Genomic DNA, 12680 nt, shown 5'->3' on the forward strand with positions numbered 1-12680 from the left:
TGTATAGGCTCTGGTTCCGGCCAAGAAAAGCAGTGTGCGCAGGCTGGTGAATTTAGTGTTTCACCTGTGTTTTGAAGGACCCGTGCCCTTGCGTTTCGGGCGCGCATCGCCGCCTCTCCCCGGCTTCGGAGCCATGGCGGATGCAGCCGCGCGGGCCTTGTTCTTTTTGCTGTTGGGCTTGCCGACAGGCGGCTTGGGGCCCTTGGCCTTGAACGGCTTGCCCGCAGGCGCGCCGGGCTTCACCATCCGCTTGGAGGGGTCCGAGGCACCCTTGGGCTTGGCGGTCACGGCCGGCTTGGGCTTGCTGGGGCGGTCTTCCTTGCGGGCCGGTTTGCTGTCCCAGTCCTTGCGCGCGGGCTTGTCGCCCCAGTCCTTGCGGGCAGGCTTATCGCTCCGCTCCTGGCGCTCAGGCGTGTCGCTCCATTCCTTGCGGGGCGGGCGGCTGTCTTCGCGAGGTCCGGTTTTGGCGCGGTAGGGCTTGGCGCCATCGTCCTTGCCGCGGTGCGGTTTGCGGTCACCTTTGAAGCCGCCCTTCGGCCCGCCGGGTCCGCGGCGCGGCGCGGGAGCCAGTTTTGGTGCCTCAGCCAGCTGCGTCAGCACGGCACCCGGCTCCAGCTCGGTTTTGCCGTCCAGCGCCTTCAGGAAGCCCTCGACTGCGCCTTCGCTGATTTCGGCAAAGGTCTCATTGTCCTGCACCCGGATCGCACCGATGGCATCGCGGTCGATATTGCCGGCCTTGCACAGCATCGGCAGCACCTTGCGCGGGTCGGCACCGGCCTCGCGGCCGCCGGACAGCGAGAACCAGACAGAGGGGCCAAAGGCTTTGCGTTCCTTGCGCTCTTTGCGCGGTTCCGGCGCGTCGGCCGGGCGCAGATCTTCCGGCGCCGAGTGACGGGTGCGGAACAGGCGCAAGTAGGTGGCGGCAATCTGTTCGGGTGTGAAGGTGTCCAGCAGGGTCTGCACACCTGCGGCCTCGTTCTCTTCCACCGGCTGCTGCCAGACCGGATCAGCCAGCATGCGCTCTTCATCGCGCGCCAGCACGTCGTCGGCCGAGGGTGCTTCGCAATGCTCAGCGGTCAGCTTGGCCCATTTCAGCAGGCGCAAGGCTTTGCTGCGTGCCTTGGGCGGGGCAATCAGCGCGCTGACGCCCTTGCGGCCTGCGCGGCCTGTACGGCCGGAGCGGTGCAGCAGGGTTTCGTGGTTCGAGGGCAGCTCGGCGTGAACCACCAGTTCCAGCCCCGGCAGGTCGATGCCGCGTGCCGCCACATCGGTGGCCACACAGACCCGTGCGCGCCCGTCGCGCATCGCCTGCAGCGCGTGGCTGCGTTCGGTCTGGGACAGCTCGCCCGAAAGGGTCACCACCGGCAGGCCGCGGTTGGTCAGCCGGGCGGCCAGCCGGTTTACCGCCGCGCGGGTGTTGGCAAAAACGATGGAGCTGGGCGCCTCATAGTAGCGCAGCACGTTGATAATGGCGTTTTCCGCGTCCGCTTGCGCCACGCTCATCAGCCGGTATTCGATATCGGCGTGCTGCTTGGTCTCGCCCGCGGTCTTGATCCGCATCGCGTCGCGCTGGAAGGTTTCGGCCAGGCTGGCGATTGCCGGCGGCACGGTGGCGGAGAACAAGAGGGTGCGGCGGTCTTCGGGCGCTTCGCCCAGAATGAATTCCAGATCCTCGCGGAAGCCGAGGTCCAGCATCTCGTCGGCCTCGTCCAGCACCACGCCGCGCACCTGGCTGAGGTCGATGGAGCCGCGCGCGATATGGTCGCGCAGACGGCCCGGCGTTGCTGCAACGATGTGAGCGCCGCGTTCCAGCGCCCGGCGCTCGTCGCGCATGTCCATGCCGCCAACGCAGGAGGCAATCCGTGCGCCCGCGCCGCGGTAAAGCCAGCCCAGTTCGTGTTTTACCTGCAGCGCCAGTTCGCGGGTCGGGGCAATCACCAGCGCCAGCGGCGCCGCGGCCTCGCCGAACGCCTCGTCTTCGCCCAGCAGATCCTGGGCCAAAGCCAGGCCAAAGCCGACGGTCTTGCCGGAGCCGGTCTGTGCGGACACCAGCAGGTCGCGCCCTTCCACCTCGGGCTGGGTCACGGCCTCCTGCACTTGGGTCAGGGTTTCATATCCGCGTTCTTGCAGTGCGTTGGCCAGGGCTTGTTTCACGAGAGGGCTGTCTTTCCCGCGGGGCAATGATCCGGCCCCAGCGTCAGAAGAAAAAGAAAGAAGGCTGCCCGTCCGGGGCAGCCTTCGGGAGTTTGCCGAAATGCGCGGACTGGCTTAGAAGCCCAGGCCTTCGTATTTCTTTTTGAACTTCGACACGCGGCCGCCGGCGTCCAGCAGGCGCGAGGTGCCGCCGGTCCAGGCCGGGTGCACGGTCGGGTCGATGTCCAGAGCCAGCTGATCACCTTCGCTGCCCCAGGTGGAGCGCATCTTGATGATGGTGCCGTCGGTCATTTTGACGTCGATGAAGTGGTAATCGGGATGAGTGTCTTTTTTCATGATACCGCTCCTCAGGCTTTCTTGGGCTTGTAGTGTGCGTCTTCTGCGATACGCGCGGACTTGCCGCGGCGCGAGCGCAGGTAGTACAGCTTGGCGCGGCGCACGCGGCCGCGGCGCACAACGGTGATGCTGTCGATGTTGGTCGAATGCAGCGGGAACACACGCTCCACGCCTTCGCCGAACGAAATCTTGCGGACGGTGAACGAACCGGCAATGCCCGAACCGTTTTTACGGCTGATGCAAACGCCTTCGTAGTTCTGAACGCGCGAACGCGAACCTTCGGTCACCTTGTAGCCGACACGGATGGTGTCACCGGCTTTGAAGTCGGGGATCTCTTTCCCCAGGGCGGCGATCTGTTCCGCCTCCAGCTGTGCGATCAGGTCCATCGCAACTCTCCTAATCTGCCTGCGGTTCTTTCCGCAGAGGTTTGTGCCGTCATGAGAGCTCCTGGTCTTCACCGGGTCCGCACCTGCGCCCGCCAGAGATCACGCCGTCTGTTCCTTGCTGCCGGAAGCCGGATCCCTTGAGAAAGCCGAAGAAGGTTTTCAGGTGGTTGATCCAACAGCCAGCGGCCCGGAGCCGCAAATGCGAATCCAGACCGGCGCTACATACGGTGCAAAGCTCAGTGAATCAAGGGCCGGGCGCATCGAAACCCGCGAAAACCGGTGCATGCCCGCAGTTGCGTGTTCACTTTGGGTGTGGCAGTGAGTTCACTGCAATTTTCAGGAGAATAACATGAAGAAGTTTATTGCGCTTGGCCTGGCTGCTGTGGTGGCAGGATGCGGCGCTCCTGCACCTAAGCCCAAACCCGAACAGACGGCTGTAAACGATCAGCCGGACGACGTTTGGGCTCAGCGGCAGGATGTTACCTATCAAGGCAATGTGTTTGAGTACGTTTATGACAGGAAAACGTCGTCAATGCAGATCTTGCCAAAGACCAAGGGGTTCAAATTTACAGCGAAGGATCTGGAAGCAATTGCCCGTGCAGAAACCGGTTGCGCCGGCACTTTTCGGGCCGGGGCCCTGGCTGGCCTAAACGGTTTCGCCGAGCATTTGAATCTTGGCATTGCGAAACACAAGGGAGGAGATGTTCCGCCCTGGGTTGTTGACCTCAAATGCTGATGCCCGGTTTGTTTAAAACCCTGGTTTGCCTGGGGCTGTCTGCTGGCCTGGCGGCATGCAGCGCCCCGGCGCCGTCCAGCAGCACGAGCGCTGCTGCAGCCATTGCCGAGGTCACATCGCGGGAAAACCGGTTTCCCAGCTATCCTGCAGCGGGGCGGACCTACCTGTCATTCAACCACGCCCATGGCTTTCAGGTGAACTACATCGGTTCCGGCGGCAAGGCCTGGCTCTGGTATCCCGGCAACTCTGCCGCCCTTCCCGAAGAATGGAAACTGGACACCGTAGCAGGACAAAGGGCGGTTTGCTGGCGGCACCCGTCTAACAGCTATAACCCGGTGACCAAAAAAACCGGCGGCGCCTTTTCCTGTCAGTCTCTCAGCCTGTCTCAAAAGAGCACTGTTGCGAGCCTGAGAGGCGATCCATTCAACTTGCGGTCTGGAAGTGTCCCCCGCAGGCTTGAACGATGTGAAGCGCCGGTTGAATTCAATTTCGACCGCGACAGGTTCGGCTGTAAGTAAACTGAAACAGAGGAGAACTGAGAAAATGAACCGCAATGTGAGCGGCTGTAAAGGATGAAGATAACAAAGCATCTTACAGCACTAGGGTGTTTGTTTGCATTGATGGCCTGCAGCCACTCTGGCGGAGATTTCAGTCTCGAACCTGCAAGCGTATTTCAGGAGCAGCGGCACAAGGTGCTTGGGATCAGTGCCGAAACGCATGGCACACCTCTGGATATGGCAGAGTTCAGCCGGAAGGACGTGCCCCATGACCTTCCGGTCCGCAACAGCACCTATGCAGGTTCGGGCCTCAGCCTGATTGTGAAACATTCAAAAGGCTATTCGTCGATCGAGCCTCTTTACGAGTTGCATGTCCACAAACGGTATTCGCAAGGGGGCAAGGGCGCTGCGGTGCCGGTATCGGTCCGCATTGACCCGCCGATAAACCCTAACCTGGATGTCCGTTTGCCCCGAAGCTCCTACAGGACATTGAAAACAGGGAATGAGTACCGGTTTTTCGGCCGGTTCCTTGCACCAAGGAACCGTGAGGCGGCAATCGGGCTTGCGCGTGAAGTGCTGATGAAAACCCATTGCTACGGCGGCAGTGTGACCCGGAACATGGCTCAGCCTGAATTCGCCCAGGCTTTTGGCAAATCAGCCCGGACGGCATCCGGCACGCCGATCGAAAAGGGGTGGGTGATCCATTTCCGGTGTTCGAAATGGCGGCAGAAGTAAATTGCAGGGGCCGCCGCCGTGATGCGCTTCAATCCTTTCATCCGCGGCCAATAGGAGCCGCGGATGAAACCGCCTTTCAGCCGGGCGGCCGATCAATCAGCCGGTCTGATCGTCCAGGGCCGCGTCCGGCGCGTTTTTCTTGACCGACTCGATGCCGTTGTCGCGGCCCGAAGCGCTGGTATAGCTTTGCGAGGTGCCGATCACCTGGCCGTTGGTGGCCTTAAGGTTGAACATGTGCTTGCCGGCCGAGGTTTCCTTGCGCTCGTAACGCCCATCGTCACCGGCGTTTTTCCGGACCGACTCGATGCCGTTCTCGGCGCTGGCCTTCTGCTTGTAGCCTTCGCTGGCCAGGATGTTCTCGCCGTTGCCTGCCTTCAGGCGGAAGCGGAATTCCCCGGCCTTGTCTTCGTAGAGTTCAAATTTCCCAGCCACCCTGTTCACTCCTGTCAATTAACTTATGCAGGAGGAGTAAAACACGGCTTTGCCATTGCGGCAACGGCTTCCCTTGGGGGAAAAGCCGGGCGGGCGCGTCACTTGGCGGCGGCAGAAGGCTACGTGCGGTCCTTGGCGCGGCTGTAGATCTCCCACAGATCGGGACGGCGCGCCCTGGTGATCTCTTCACTCATTCCGTGGCGCCATTCGGCGATCTTGCCGTGGTGGCCGGACATCAGAACCTCCGGGATCTCCCGGCCTTTCCACTCGGCGGGGCGGGTGTACTGCGGGTGTTCCAGCAGCCCGGAGGAGAAGCTTTCCTCCTCGGTTGAGGCCTGGTTGCCCAGAACTCCGGGGATCAGCCGCACGGTCGCGTCGATCAGCGCCTGCGCCGCCAGCTCGCCGCCGGTCATGACAAAATCGCCCAAGGAGACTTCCTGAATGCCGTAATGCTCCAGAACCCGCTCATCGACGCCTTCAAAACGGCCGCACAGCAGGGTGACGCCGTCGCACTGCGCCAATCCTTGCATCATCTGCTGGTCCATCCGCCGCCCGCGCGGAGACAGGTAGATCAGCGGCCAGTTGCCGCGGGTCTCCGCCATCGTGTGTTCGATCGCTTCACCCAGAACATCCGGGCGCAGCACCATGCCGGCGCCGCCGCCAGCCGGCGTGTCATCCACATTGCGGTGCTTGCCGGCGCCGAACTCCCGCAGGTCCACGGTCTCCAGCTGCCACAGGCCCTCCTGCAGCGCCTTGCCGGTCAGGCTTTCGCCCAGCACGCCGGGAAAGGCACCGGGAAACAGGGTGATGATCTTGGCTTTCCAGACCCCTGCCAGATCCGGCGTGGGCGTCATCAGCTCGCGCGGTTTCAAAGCCGGGCGGATGGCCTTACGGCCATGGGAACGGGAGGGCGTATCGGTCATACCATCGTCATAAGCAAAGGGCGTGGCAGAGGGAAGCCGGATAAATGCGAGGCTCTGCCTCGCGCTCCGGGATATTTCCAGCCAGAAGAAGCCGGCTTCTTTTTGGTTGCAAATACTCTGGGGGTGAGCGCCTCGGGCGCGAGGGGGCAAAGCCCCCTTTTCCGGAGGCCCCGTTCAGAACAGCCCATCCGGCGGGTCGGCGATAATGCGGCCTTGTTCCAGGTCGACCGTGGGCACTGCCGCCAGGGTAAAGGGCAGCAGGACCGCGTCCTTCAACCCGGGGCCATGGATTTCCAGCAGGTCGGCGGCGCCGTGGTTCTGCACCGATTTCACCGTGCCCAGCAGGGTGCCGCCGGTGTCATAGACCTCCAGCCCGATCAGGTCGGTGTGGTAAAACTCATCATCCGGCAGCTTGGGCAGCTGGCCGCGCCGCGCAAACAGGCGCAGGCCCTTGATGGCGTCTGCCTCTTCCTTGGTCTCAACCCCGCCCAAAATGGCTGCAAAGCCGTTCTTGACCGGCCGCGTGATGGTCAGGGAATAGCTTTGGCTGCCATCTTCGTTGCTGAGCGGCGAATAGTCCTCGATGTCTTCGGGGTTGGCGCAGAAGCTCTTGAGCCGCACCTCGCCGCGCACGCCGAAGGCGCCGGCCACTGCGCCCACGCAGATCAGATCGCTCATGGTGTCATTCCTTTGCACAGAACCCCGCGCGCAGCCATTGGCCGCCGGATTGTTCGCAGAGTTCGCTTTGATGGTTGCGTTCAAAGAAGATGCCCGCGGTAAAGGCAACTGCAACAAAAAACACAAGCCGGATCAACCGTCCCATGCTGCCTCAGCGGGTTTCCAGCGGCAGATCCGCCATCCGGCTTTCCCAGCCCTGTTCTTCCAGTTCCGGCGTCTCCGACTGACGTTCCGGGTAGCCGATACAGAAATACCCGATCAGCTGCCAGCCGGAAGGCGCATTCAGGTCGCGGTTCAGCTGTTCCGGATCAAGGACGGAGACCCAGCCCAAACCCAGCCCCTCGGCCCGCAGGGCGAGCCAGAACAGGGTGATGGCTGTGACCACCGAATAGCGGCGCATCTCGGGCATGGTGGCGGCACCCAGGCCGTGGCCCTGGGCGGTTTCATCGTCGCAGTAGATGGCCAGCTGCACCGGCGCGTCGCGCATGCCCGACAGCTTCAGCCCGGCATAGCGTTCGGCGCGGTCTCCGGAATAGCCCTTCAGGGCTTCGGCATTGGCGGCTTGGAAATTCTTCAAGGCGGCGGCGCGGGCGGGTTTGCTCTCCACCCGCAGGATGCGCCAGGGTTCGCTCAGCCCCACCGAGGGGGCCAGCGGAATGGCAGCGAGGCAGCGCGTCAGCACTGCCTCGTCAACCGGATCGGTGCGGAACCGGCGCACATCGCGCCGGAGCCGCATCAGCAGATCAAGCTGGCTGCGGAAACCTTCGGGAAAAGCACCCCGCAGCTCCACGGATTTATTCCGCGTCTGCAGCTGCTTCGGCGGCTTCAGCGGCCTTTGCAGCTTTCTCTTCGGCGCGTTCCTGGGCTTTCTTGCCCGGGGTGCCTTTGTTCGGGTTGTTGCGCGCGGCCTTTTCGCGGACGCCGGCTGCTTCCAGCATGCGGGCGATACGGTCGGTCGGCTGGGCGCCCTGGCTCAGCCAGTACTGCACGCGCTCCATGTCCATTTTCACGCGCTCTTCCGAATCTTTCGGCAGCAGCGGGTTGTAGGTGCCCAGCTTCTCGATGAAGCGGCCGTCGCGCGGCATGCGGCTGTCGGCAGCCACGATGCGGTAGAAGGGGCGCTTTTTCGAGCCGCCGCGGGCCAGACGGATTTTCATTGCCATGGGTACATCTCCTTTGATGGCGTTGTCCGGGGTATGCCCCGGTTGTTCCTGTTGTCGGTTGTTATTCTTGGTGTTTCTTATGGTGGCGGATGACTTCACCGATGATGAAGGTCAAGAAAGCCTTGGCGAATTCAGGGTCCAGATCGGCCTGTTGCGCCAGCTCTTCGAGCCGTGCGATCTGCGCCGCTTCGCGGGTTGGATCGGACGGGGGAAGGTCGTGTTCGGCCTTGAGCCGGCCCACCGCCTGGGTGTGCTTGAACCGCTCGCCCAGAGTATAGACGAGGATCGCATCCAGCCGGTCGATGCTTTCGCGGTGGCCCTTCAGCAGCGCGGCTGCGCGGGCGGCGGGGTCTTTGGTATCTGTCGTCATCGGGGTCTCCGCAGTGCAGCAGGGCGGGGGGGCGTCATGGCGGTGCCGGGCATGCACCGGCTGTGCACCCTTTGTGCACCGCCGCAGCGCAGCATCCGGGAGATCGCGCGCATATCAGTCAATGGCCCAGCCCTCCGGTTTGAAGAGCGGGTCGGCGTAATGTCCGATTTCCATTTCGATGCCATGGGCAATCTGGCTGTCCTTCAGGGCATCCGGGGCGGGGTGGCGGTAGACCGCGTCGTTGCCGTCGATGGTGGCGGCATCGCGGTCCTTGCGGGCGCCGAGCCGTTCCGCAAGCCGGATCGAGTCGAGATTCTTGGGGTCGATATAGCTGACCGCGGTCTCCCAGCCCAGATTTGAATAAAAATGTCCGCGTGCGGCGTGCGCAGCCTCCAGCGCATAGCCCTTGCCGGCGGCACCGGGCCAGATGATCCAGGCGATCTCCTGCTCCGGCCAGCCTGCGGGCTGCCAGCCGCCGGCCATGCCATAGGTTTCATCCGTGCCCCTGTCGTGGATCATCCACATGCCAAAGCCGCGCACCTGCCAGTGGCCGATCTCGGCGGCATAAAGCATCCAGGCCTCATAGGTGTTCAGCGGCCCGCCCATGAAGCGCGAGCGGTAGGAGCTGAAGGTGGCCTTGAAATCGGGGTAGTCCTGCGCCTCGGGGCCGCGCAGCACCAGGCGTTCGGTCTCGATCACCGGGATGTCAAACGGCATCAGCGCGCTCCTTCCGAAGGAAGGGCGCGGCATCGCCGGGATGTGATCCCGATCCGGCGCATCAGTGCAGCAGGCCCCGAGCCGCCGGGGAGCCGGAGACGCGCGGCGGCGGCATGTGGCGCCAGGCGCGGATGTTGGGCGCGGGCTGCAGGCGGAAGGAAACAGGTTTCTCGGGCCGTGCACCGACACGGCGGGCCAGCGCGATGGAGGCGTCGTTTTCTTCCGGCACGTAAGAGACAATCGAGTCCCAGCCAGCCTCAGAAAACAGCCAGTTCAGCACGGCTTGTGCGGCTTCGCTGGCATAACCCTTGCCCTGGCCGCTTTCCATCAGGTGCCAGGACAGCTCCGGCTCCGGCCAGCCCTTGGGGAACCAGGGGCCGACAAGGCCGACGGTGGTGCCGGTGCTGCGTTCAACGACGGCAAACAGCCCGTAGCCGTGCAGGTGCCAATGGCCGATGATGGTGGCAATCGACCACCACAGAGAATCGGGATCCTCTGCCGCGTCGATAAAGCGCGCGGCGCCCGGGTTCAGGAAGGCCGCATTGGCGTCGAACTCCGGGTCGGCCGGAGAAATCAGCATAAGCCGTTTGGATACAAGCCGCGGGTACGGCTTTCGCTCGTCAGTCATTTTACACCCCTCTGTCCGGGTGGAGGACCGCCCGGCATGAAATTCACCCATCCAATGATGGAGTATCGGGGTGACTGCGTAATTTTCAGTTAAACGGGGTGCCGCTGCCGCAATTGCGCCTGATTGGTTACCGCAAATTTGAGGAAAGCTCATGCGTAGGCCTCCATCCCGCCGGCAGCCAGATCATCCGGGCTCAGATGGCGCCAGACCTGCAGTTCGCCGAACCGTTTGCGGTGCACGGTGCCGTCCAATGTGGCGCCCATGCGTTTGGCAACCGCGGCGGAGGCGTGGTTCTGCGGGTCGACCAGGCTGACAACGGTGGTCCAGCCCAGGGTTTCATAGGCATAGCTGCGCGCGGCAGTGGCGGCCTCGGTGGCGTAGCCCTTGCCGCCGAAGCCTTCGAGCAGGTCCCAGCCGATTTCAGGTTCGGGCATGCCGTGGGGGTTCCACAGGCCGATGACGCCGGCAAGCTTGCCCGAGGATTTTTCCTCGACCGCCCAGCGGCCGTAGCCGCGCAGCTGCCAGTGGCCGATTTCCAGCCCCAGGTGGCGCCAGACGTCTTCCGCATCCATCGGACCGCCCACGAAAGCGGCGCGTTCGGAGGCATAGAACGCGCACAGCGCCTGGAAATCCGCCAGCGCCGGGGCGCGGAGGATCAGGCGATCGGTCTCAATGGTGGGGATGGCGGCGGTCATGGCTTACTTCTTCTTGCCGAAGCCGCTGAGGCCTGCGGGCAGGCCCATGCCGCCGCCGAGGCCGGGGAGGCCGCCGGGCAGGCCGCCCGGGAGACCTTTGCCGCCGCCCATTGCCTTGGCCGCGGCTTCCAGCGCCTTGGGGTCCATCTGGCTGGGGTCCATGCCGCCCATGTCCGGCATGCCGCCTTTGCCGAACATGCCCTTCATGGCCTGTTTCAGCATCTTGCCTTTGCCCATCTTGCCCATCTTCTTCATCACATCGGCCATCTGCCGGTGCATTTTCAGAAGCTTGTTGAGGTCGGAGACCTCCATGCCGGAGCCGGCTGCGATGCGTTCCTTGCGGGAGGCCTGCAGCAGGGCGGGGTTGGCGCGTTCTTTCTTGGTCATCGACTGGATCATGGCGATCTGGCGCTTCAGCACCTTGTCGTCCATGCCGGCATCCTGCACCTGCTTGGCCATTTTGCCCATGCCGGGCATCATTTGCATCATGCCCTCCATGCCGCCCATCTGGAGCATCTGTTCAAGCTGCATCTTCAGGTCGTTCATGTTGAACTGACCCTTCATCATGCGCTTCATCATCTTTTCGGCCTGTTCGGCCTCGATGGTTTCCTGGGCCTTTTCGACCAGCGCGACGATGTCGCCCATGCCGAGGATGCGGCCGGCGATGCGGTCGGCCTCGAAGGTCTCCAGGGCGTCCATCTTCTCGCCCAGGCCGACAAAGCGGATCGGCTTGCCGGTGACGGCGCGCATCGACAGGGCGGCGCCGCCGCGGCCGTCGCCGTCCATCCGGGTGAGGACCACGCCGGAGATGCCGATCTTGGCGTCGAATTCTTCGGCCACCTCAACCGCGACCTGGCCGGTCAGGCCGTCGACCACAAGCAGGGTCTCGCGCGGGGAGACCACGTTGCGGACGTCCTCGACCTCCTGCATCAGGGTCTCGTCGATGTGCAGGCGGCCGGCGGTGTCGAGCATGTAGACGTCATAGCCGCCCAAGGTCGCCTGCTGCTTGGCGCGTTTGGCGATGTCGACGGGTTTCTGGCCGGGCACGATGGGCAGGGTGTCGACGCCGATCTGGGTGCCGAGGACGGCCAGCTGGTCCATCGCCGCCGGGCGGTAGACGTCGAGCGAGGCCATCAGGACCTTCTTGCCCTCTTTCTCTTTCAGCCGTTTGGCGAGCTTGCCGGTGGTGGTGGTCTTACCAGAGCCCTGCAGACCGACCATCAGGACGGGGGCGGGCGGATTGTCGACCTTGAGCTTGCCGGGGTCTTCCTCGCCGCGCAGCACGTCGACCAGCGCGTCGTGGACGATTTTCACCACCTGCTGGCCCGGGGTCACGGATTTGGTGACCGCCTGGCCGGTGGCCTGGTCCTGCACCTTCTTGATGAAGTCGCGGGCAACCGGCAGCGAGACGTCGGCTTCCAGCAGGGCGACGCGCACCTCGCGCAGGGCGGATTTGACGTCTTCCTCGTTCAGGGCGCCCTGTTTGGTCAGCCGGTCAAAGACGCCGGAAAGGCGTTCGGATAGATTTTCAAACATGCCTGCGGCCTCCTGATGCCGGTTACGTTATGTGGCGCCCCCGTATGTAGGGGACATGCGGTCCATGCGCAAATGCCCCCACGGGCGTATAACGCTGGTGGGGGGCGATCCCTGGCACGGGCAGGGACCGGAAAACTCACTTGCTTCCGGATGTTTGGGCAGGCGTTACGCGGAATGGGGGGCAGAGTCAACCTTTGCGGGGCCATCGGCCGGCAGCCATGCGTTGACCGCATCCGCCAGCCGCTGCGGGCCGCGGCCATTGGTGTAGGCCTGCACCACCGGATGGCGGCCGGCGCTCATGCCGGTGTCCAGCACCAGAACCGGGCGGTAAAGCGTGCGCGTGCGGCCCTCGCTGCGGCTGGTGGTGGTTTCAACTTCGGCGTGAGAGAGATCGGCCAGGCGGTGCTCAATCTCGCTGTAGCCGAACACAGACTGGCGGCGGATCACGATGCGCCCGCCGGGGCGGTCGAAGATCACCTGCACCCGGCGCACGAACAGGCAGAAGGCCAATGCCCCCATGCCGCCGCCCACGAAGGTGAAGAGGAGACCTGGCCAGATCAGGTCGCCGCCCTGGCTGAGCATGCCGAGGCCTGCGCCTGCAAAGACGAGGATGAAAAAGACAAGCATGATCCCGATGAGCCATGGCGTGTCGGCGAGGATCAGCTGCTGTGGGGTGTTGCGCGTGATCTTCATG

The 12680-nt window shown here is 63.7% G+C and carries 17 protein-coding genes; 3 read left to right on the plus strand and 14 right to left on the minus strand.

The window, feature by feature from the left end:
- Nucleotides 1-60: 60 nt before the first annotated feature.
- From ACXAEH_RS16190 to rplS, 3 genes are all read right to left on the minus strand, one after another.
- Entirely contained in the window at nt 61-2154 is a 2094-nt protein-coding gene (locus ACXAEH_RS16190) for a DEAD/DEAH box helicase (RefSeq protein ID WP_475034204.1), read from the minus strand.
- 114 nt (nt 2155-2268) lie between these two features.
- Nucleotides 2269-2490 (minus strand): 50S ribosomal protein L31, encoded by a 222-nt coding sequence (gene rpmE, locus ACXAEH_RS16195; RefSeq protein WP_039132115.1) that lies wholly within the window; start codon nt 2488-2490, stop codon nt 2269-2271.
- Nucleotides 2491-2501: 11 nt separating this feature from the next.
- Entirely contained in the window at nt 2502-2876 is a 375-nt protein-coding gene (gene rplS / locus ACXAEH_RS16200; protein WP_039132117.1) for a 50S ribosomal protein L19, read from the minus strand.
- 349 nt (nt 2877-3225) lie between these two features.
- On the opposite strand from rplS, the gene ACXAEH_RS16205 reads away from it, so the two are divergent.
- The 3 genes from ACXAEH_RS16205 to ACXAEH_RS16215 are packed head-to-tail and all read left to right on the plus strand — an operon-like array spanning nt 3226 to nt 4844.
- Nucleotides 3226-3612, plus strand: a complete 387-nt coding sequence (locus tag ACXAEH_RS16205) for a hypothetical protein (protein ID WP_475034206.1) — start codon at nt 3226-3228, stop codon at nt 3610-3612.
- Nucleotides 3606-4130, plus strand: coding sequence for a hypothetical protein (locus tag ACXAEH_RS16210; protein ID WP_475034208.1), 525 nt, complete (start codon nt 3606-3608; stop codon nt 4128-4130). The genes ACXAEH_RS16205 and ACXAEH_RS16210 overlap by 7 nt, the downstream gene beginning before the upstream one ends.
- Before the next feature lie 54 nt (nt 4131-4184).
- A complete protein-coding gene (locus tag ACXAEH_RS16215) occupies nt 4185-4844 on the plus strand; it encodes a hypothetical protein (RefSeq protein WP_475034209.1) in 660 nt (219 codons plus the stop codon).
- A 96-nt stretch (nt 4845-4940) separates the two neighbouring features.
- Here the strand turns inward: ACXAEH_RS16215 and ACXAEH_RS16220 are convergent, their stop codons facing one another.
- The 11 genes from ACXAEH_RS16220 to ACXAEH_RS16270 all read right to left on the minus strand — a co-directional run bounded on the left by ACXAEH_RS16220 (nt 4941) and on the right by ACXAEH_RS16270 (nt 12679).
- Complete coding sequence (locus ACXAEH_RS16220; protein WP_475034211.1) at nt 4941-5276, minus strand: YegP family protein; 336 nt, start codon at nt 5274-5276, stop codon at nt 4941-4943.
- Between the two features lie 119 nt (nt 5277-5395).
- Entirely contained in the window at nt 5396-6199 is an 804-nt protein-coding gene (gene trmD, locus ACXAEH_RS16225; protein WP_475034213.1) for a tRNA (guanosine(37)-N1)-methyltransferase TrmD, read from the minus strand.
- Nucleotides 6200-6373: 174 nt separating this feature from the next.
- A complete protein-coding gene (gene rimM, locus ACXAEH_RS16230) occupies nt 6374-6877 on the minus strand; it encodes a ribosome maturation factor RimM (RefSeq protein ID WP_475034215.1) in 504 nt (167 codons plus the stop codon).
- Nucleotides 6878-7028: 151 nt separating this feature from the next.
- Entirely contained in the window at nt 7029-7667 is a 639-nt protein-coding gene (gene bluB / locus ACXAEH_RS16235) for a 5,6-dimethylbenzimidazole synthase (RefSeq protein WP_475034217.1), read from the minus strand.
- A gap of 4 nt (nt 7668-7671) precedes the next feature.
- The gene (gene rpsP / locus ACXAEH_RS16240) at nt 7672-8040 is read right to left on the minus strand and encodes a 30S ribosomal protein S16 (RefSeq protein WP_475034219.1); all 369 of its coding nucleotides are present in this window, start codon (nt 8038-8040) and stop codon (nt 7672-7674) included.
- Nucleotides 8041-8101: 61 nt separating this feature from the next.
- Nucleotides 8102-8410, minus strand: a complete 309-nt coding sequence (locus ACXAEH_RS16245; protein WP_475034221.1) for a chorismate mutase — start codon at nt 8408-8410, stop codon at nt 8102-8104.
- Nucleotides 8411-8524: 114 nt separating this feature from the next.
- Entirely contained in the window at nt 8525-9127 is a 603-nt protein-coding gene (locus ACXAEH_RS16250; protein ID WP_475034223.1) for a GNAT family N-acetyltransferase, read from the minus strand.
- 61 nt (nt 9128-9188) lie between these two features.
- Entirely contained in the window at nt 9189-9755 is a 567-nt protein-coding gene (locus ACXAEH_RS16255; protein ID WP_475034225.1) for a GNAT family N-acetyltransferase, read from the minus strand.
- A gap of 149 nt (nt 9756-9904) precedes the next feature.
- Nucleotides 9905-10450: a GNAT family N-acetyltransferase gene (locus tag ACXAEH_RS16260; protein ID WP_475034226.1), complete on the minus strand. Its 546-nt coding sequence runs from the start codon at nt 10448-10450 to the stop codon at nt 9905-9907.
- Nucleotides 10451-10453: 3 nt separating this feature from the next.
- Nucleotides 10454-11986, minus strand: a complete 1533-nt coding sequence (gene ffh, locus ACXAEH_RS16265; protein ID WP_475034228.1) for a signal recognition particle protein — start codon at nt 11984-11986, stop codon at nt 10454-10456.
- A gap of 165 nt (nt 11987-12151) precedes the next feature.
- The gene (locus ACXAEH_RS16270; protein WP_475034230.1) at nt 12152-12679 is read right to left on the minus strand and encodes a hypothetical protein; all 528 of its coding nucleotides are present in this window, start codon (nt 12677-12679) and stop codon (nt 12152-12154) included.
- Between the last annotated feature and the right edge of the window lies 1 nt (nt 12680).

The sequence above is a fragment of the Leisingera sp. ABM4_060 genome (genome assembly GCF_056158765.1).

What these genes read in the sequence shown, in the direction of transcription:
- rpmE (WP_039132115.1), bottom strand. Translation starts at nt 2,490, where the DNA reads ATGAAAAAAGACACTCATCCCGATTACCACTTCATCGACGTCAAAATG.
- rplS (WP_039132117.1), bottom strand. Translation starts at nt 2,876, where the DNA reads ATGGACCTGATCGCACAGCTGGAGGCGGAACAGATCGCCGCCCTGGGG.
- ACXAEH_RS16205 (WP_475034206.1), top strand. Translation starts at nt 3,226, where the DNA reads ATGAAGAAGTTTATTGCGCTTGGCCTGGCTGCTGTGGTGGCAGGATGC.
- ACXAEH_RS16210 (WP_475034208.1), top strand. Translation starts at nt 3,606, where the DNA reads ATGCTGATGCCCGGTTTGTTTAAAACCCTGGTTTGCCTGGGGCTGTCT.
- ACXAEH_RS16215 (WP_475034209.1), top strand. Translation starts at nt 4,185, where the DNA reads ATGAAGATAACAAAGCATCTTACAGCACTAGGGTGTTTGTTTGCATTG.
- trmD (WP_475034213.1), bottom strand. Translation starts at nt 6,199, where the DNA reads ATGACCGATACGCCCTCCCGTTCCCATGGCCGTAAGGCCATCCGCCCG.
- rimM (WP_475034215.1), bottom strand. Translation starts at nt 6,877, where the DNA reads ATGAGCGATCTGATCTGCGTGGGCGCAGTGGCCGGCGCCTTCGGCGTG.
- rpsP (WP_475034219.1), bottom strand. Translation starts at nt 8,040, where the DNA reads ATGGCAATGAAAATCCGTCTGGCCCGCGGCGGCTCGAAAAAGCGCCCC.
- ACXAEH_RS16245 (WP_475034221.1), bottom strand. Translation starts at nt 8,410, where the DNA reads ATGACGACAGATACCAAAGACCCCGCCGCCCGCGCAGCCGCGCTGCTG.
- ACXAEH_RS16250 (WP_475034223.1), bottom strand. Translation starts at nt 9,127, where the DNA reads ATGCCGTTTGACATCCCGGTGATCGAGACCGAACGCCTGGTGCTGCGC.
- ACXAEH_RS16255 (WP_475034225.1), bottom strand. Translation starts at nt 9,755, where the DNA reads ATGACTGACGAGCGAAAGCCGTACCCGCGGCTTGTATCCAAACGGCTT.
- ACXAEH_RS16260 (WP_475034226.1), bottom strand. Translation starts at nt 10,450, where the DNA reads ATGACCGCCGCCATCCCCACCATTGAGACCGATCGCCTGATCCTCCGC.
- ffh (WP_475034228.1), bottom strand. Translation starts at nt 11,986, where the DNA reads ATGTTTGAAAATCTATCCGAACGCCTTTCCGGCGTCTTTGACCGGCTG.
- ACXAEH_RS16270 (WP_475034230.1), bottom strand. Translation starts at nt 12,679, where the DNA reads ATGAAGATCACGCGCAACACCCCACAGCAGCTGATCCTCGCCGACACG.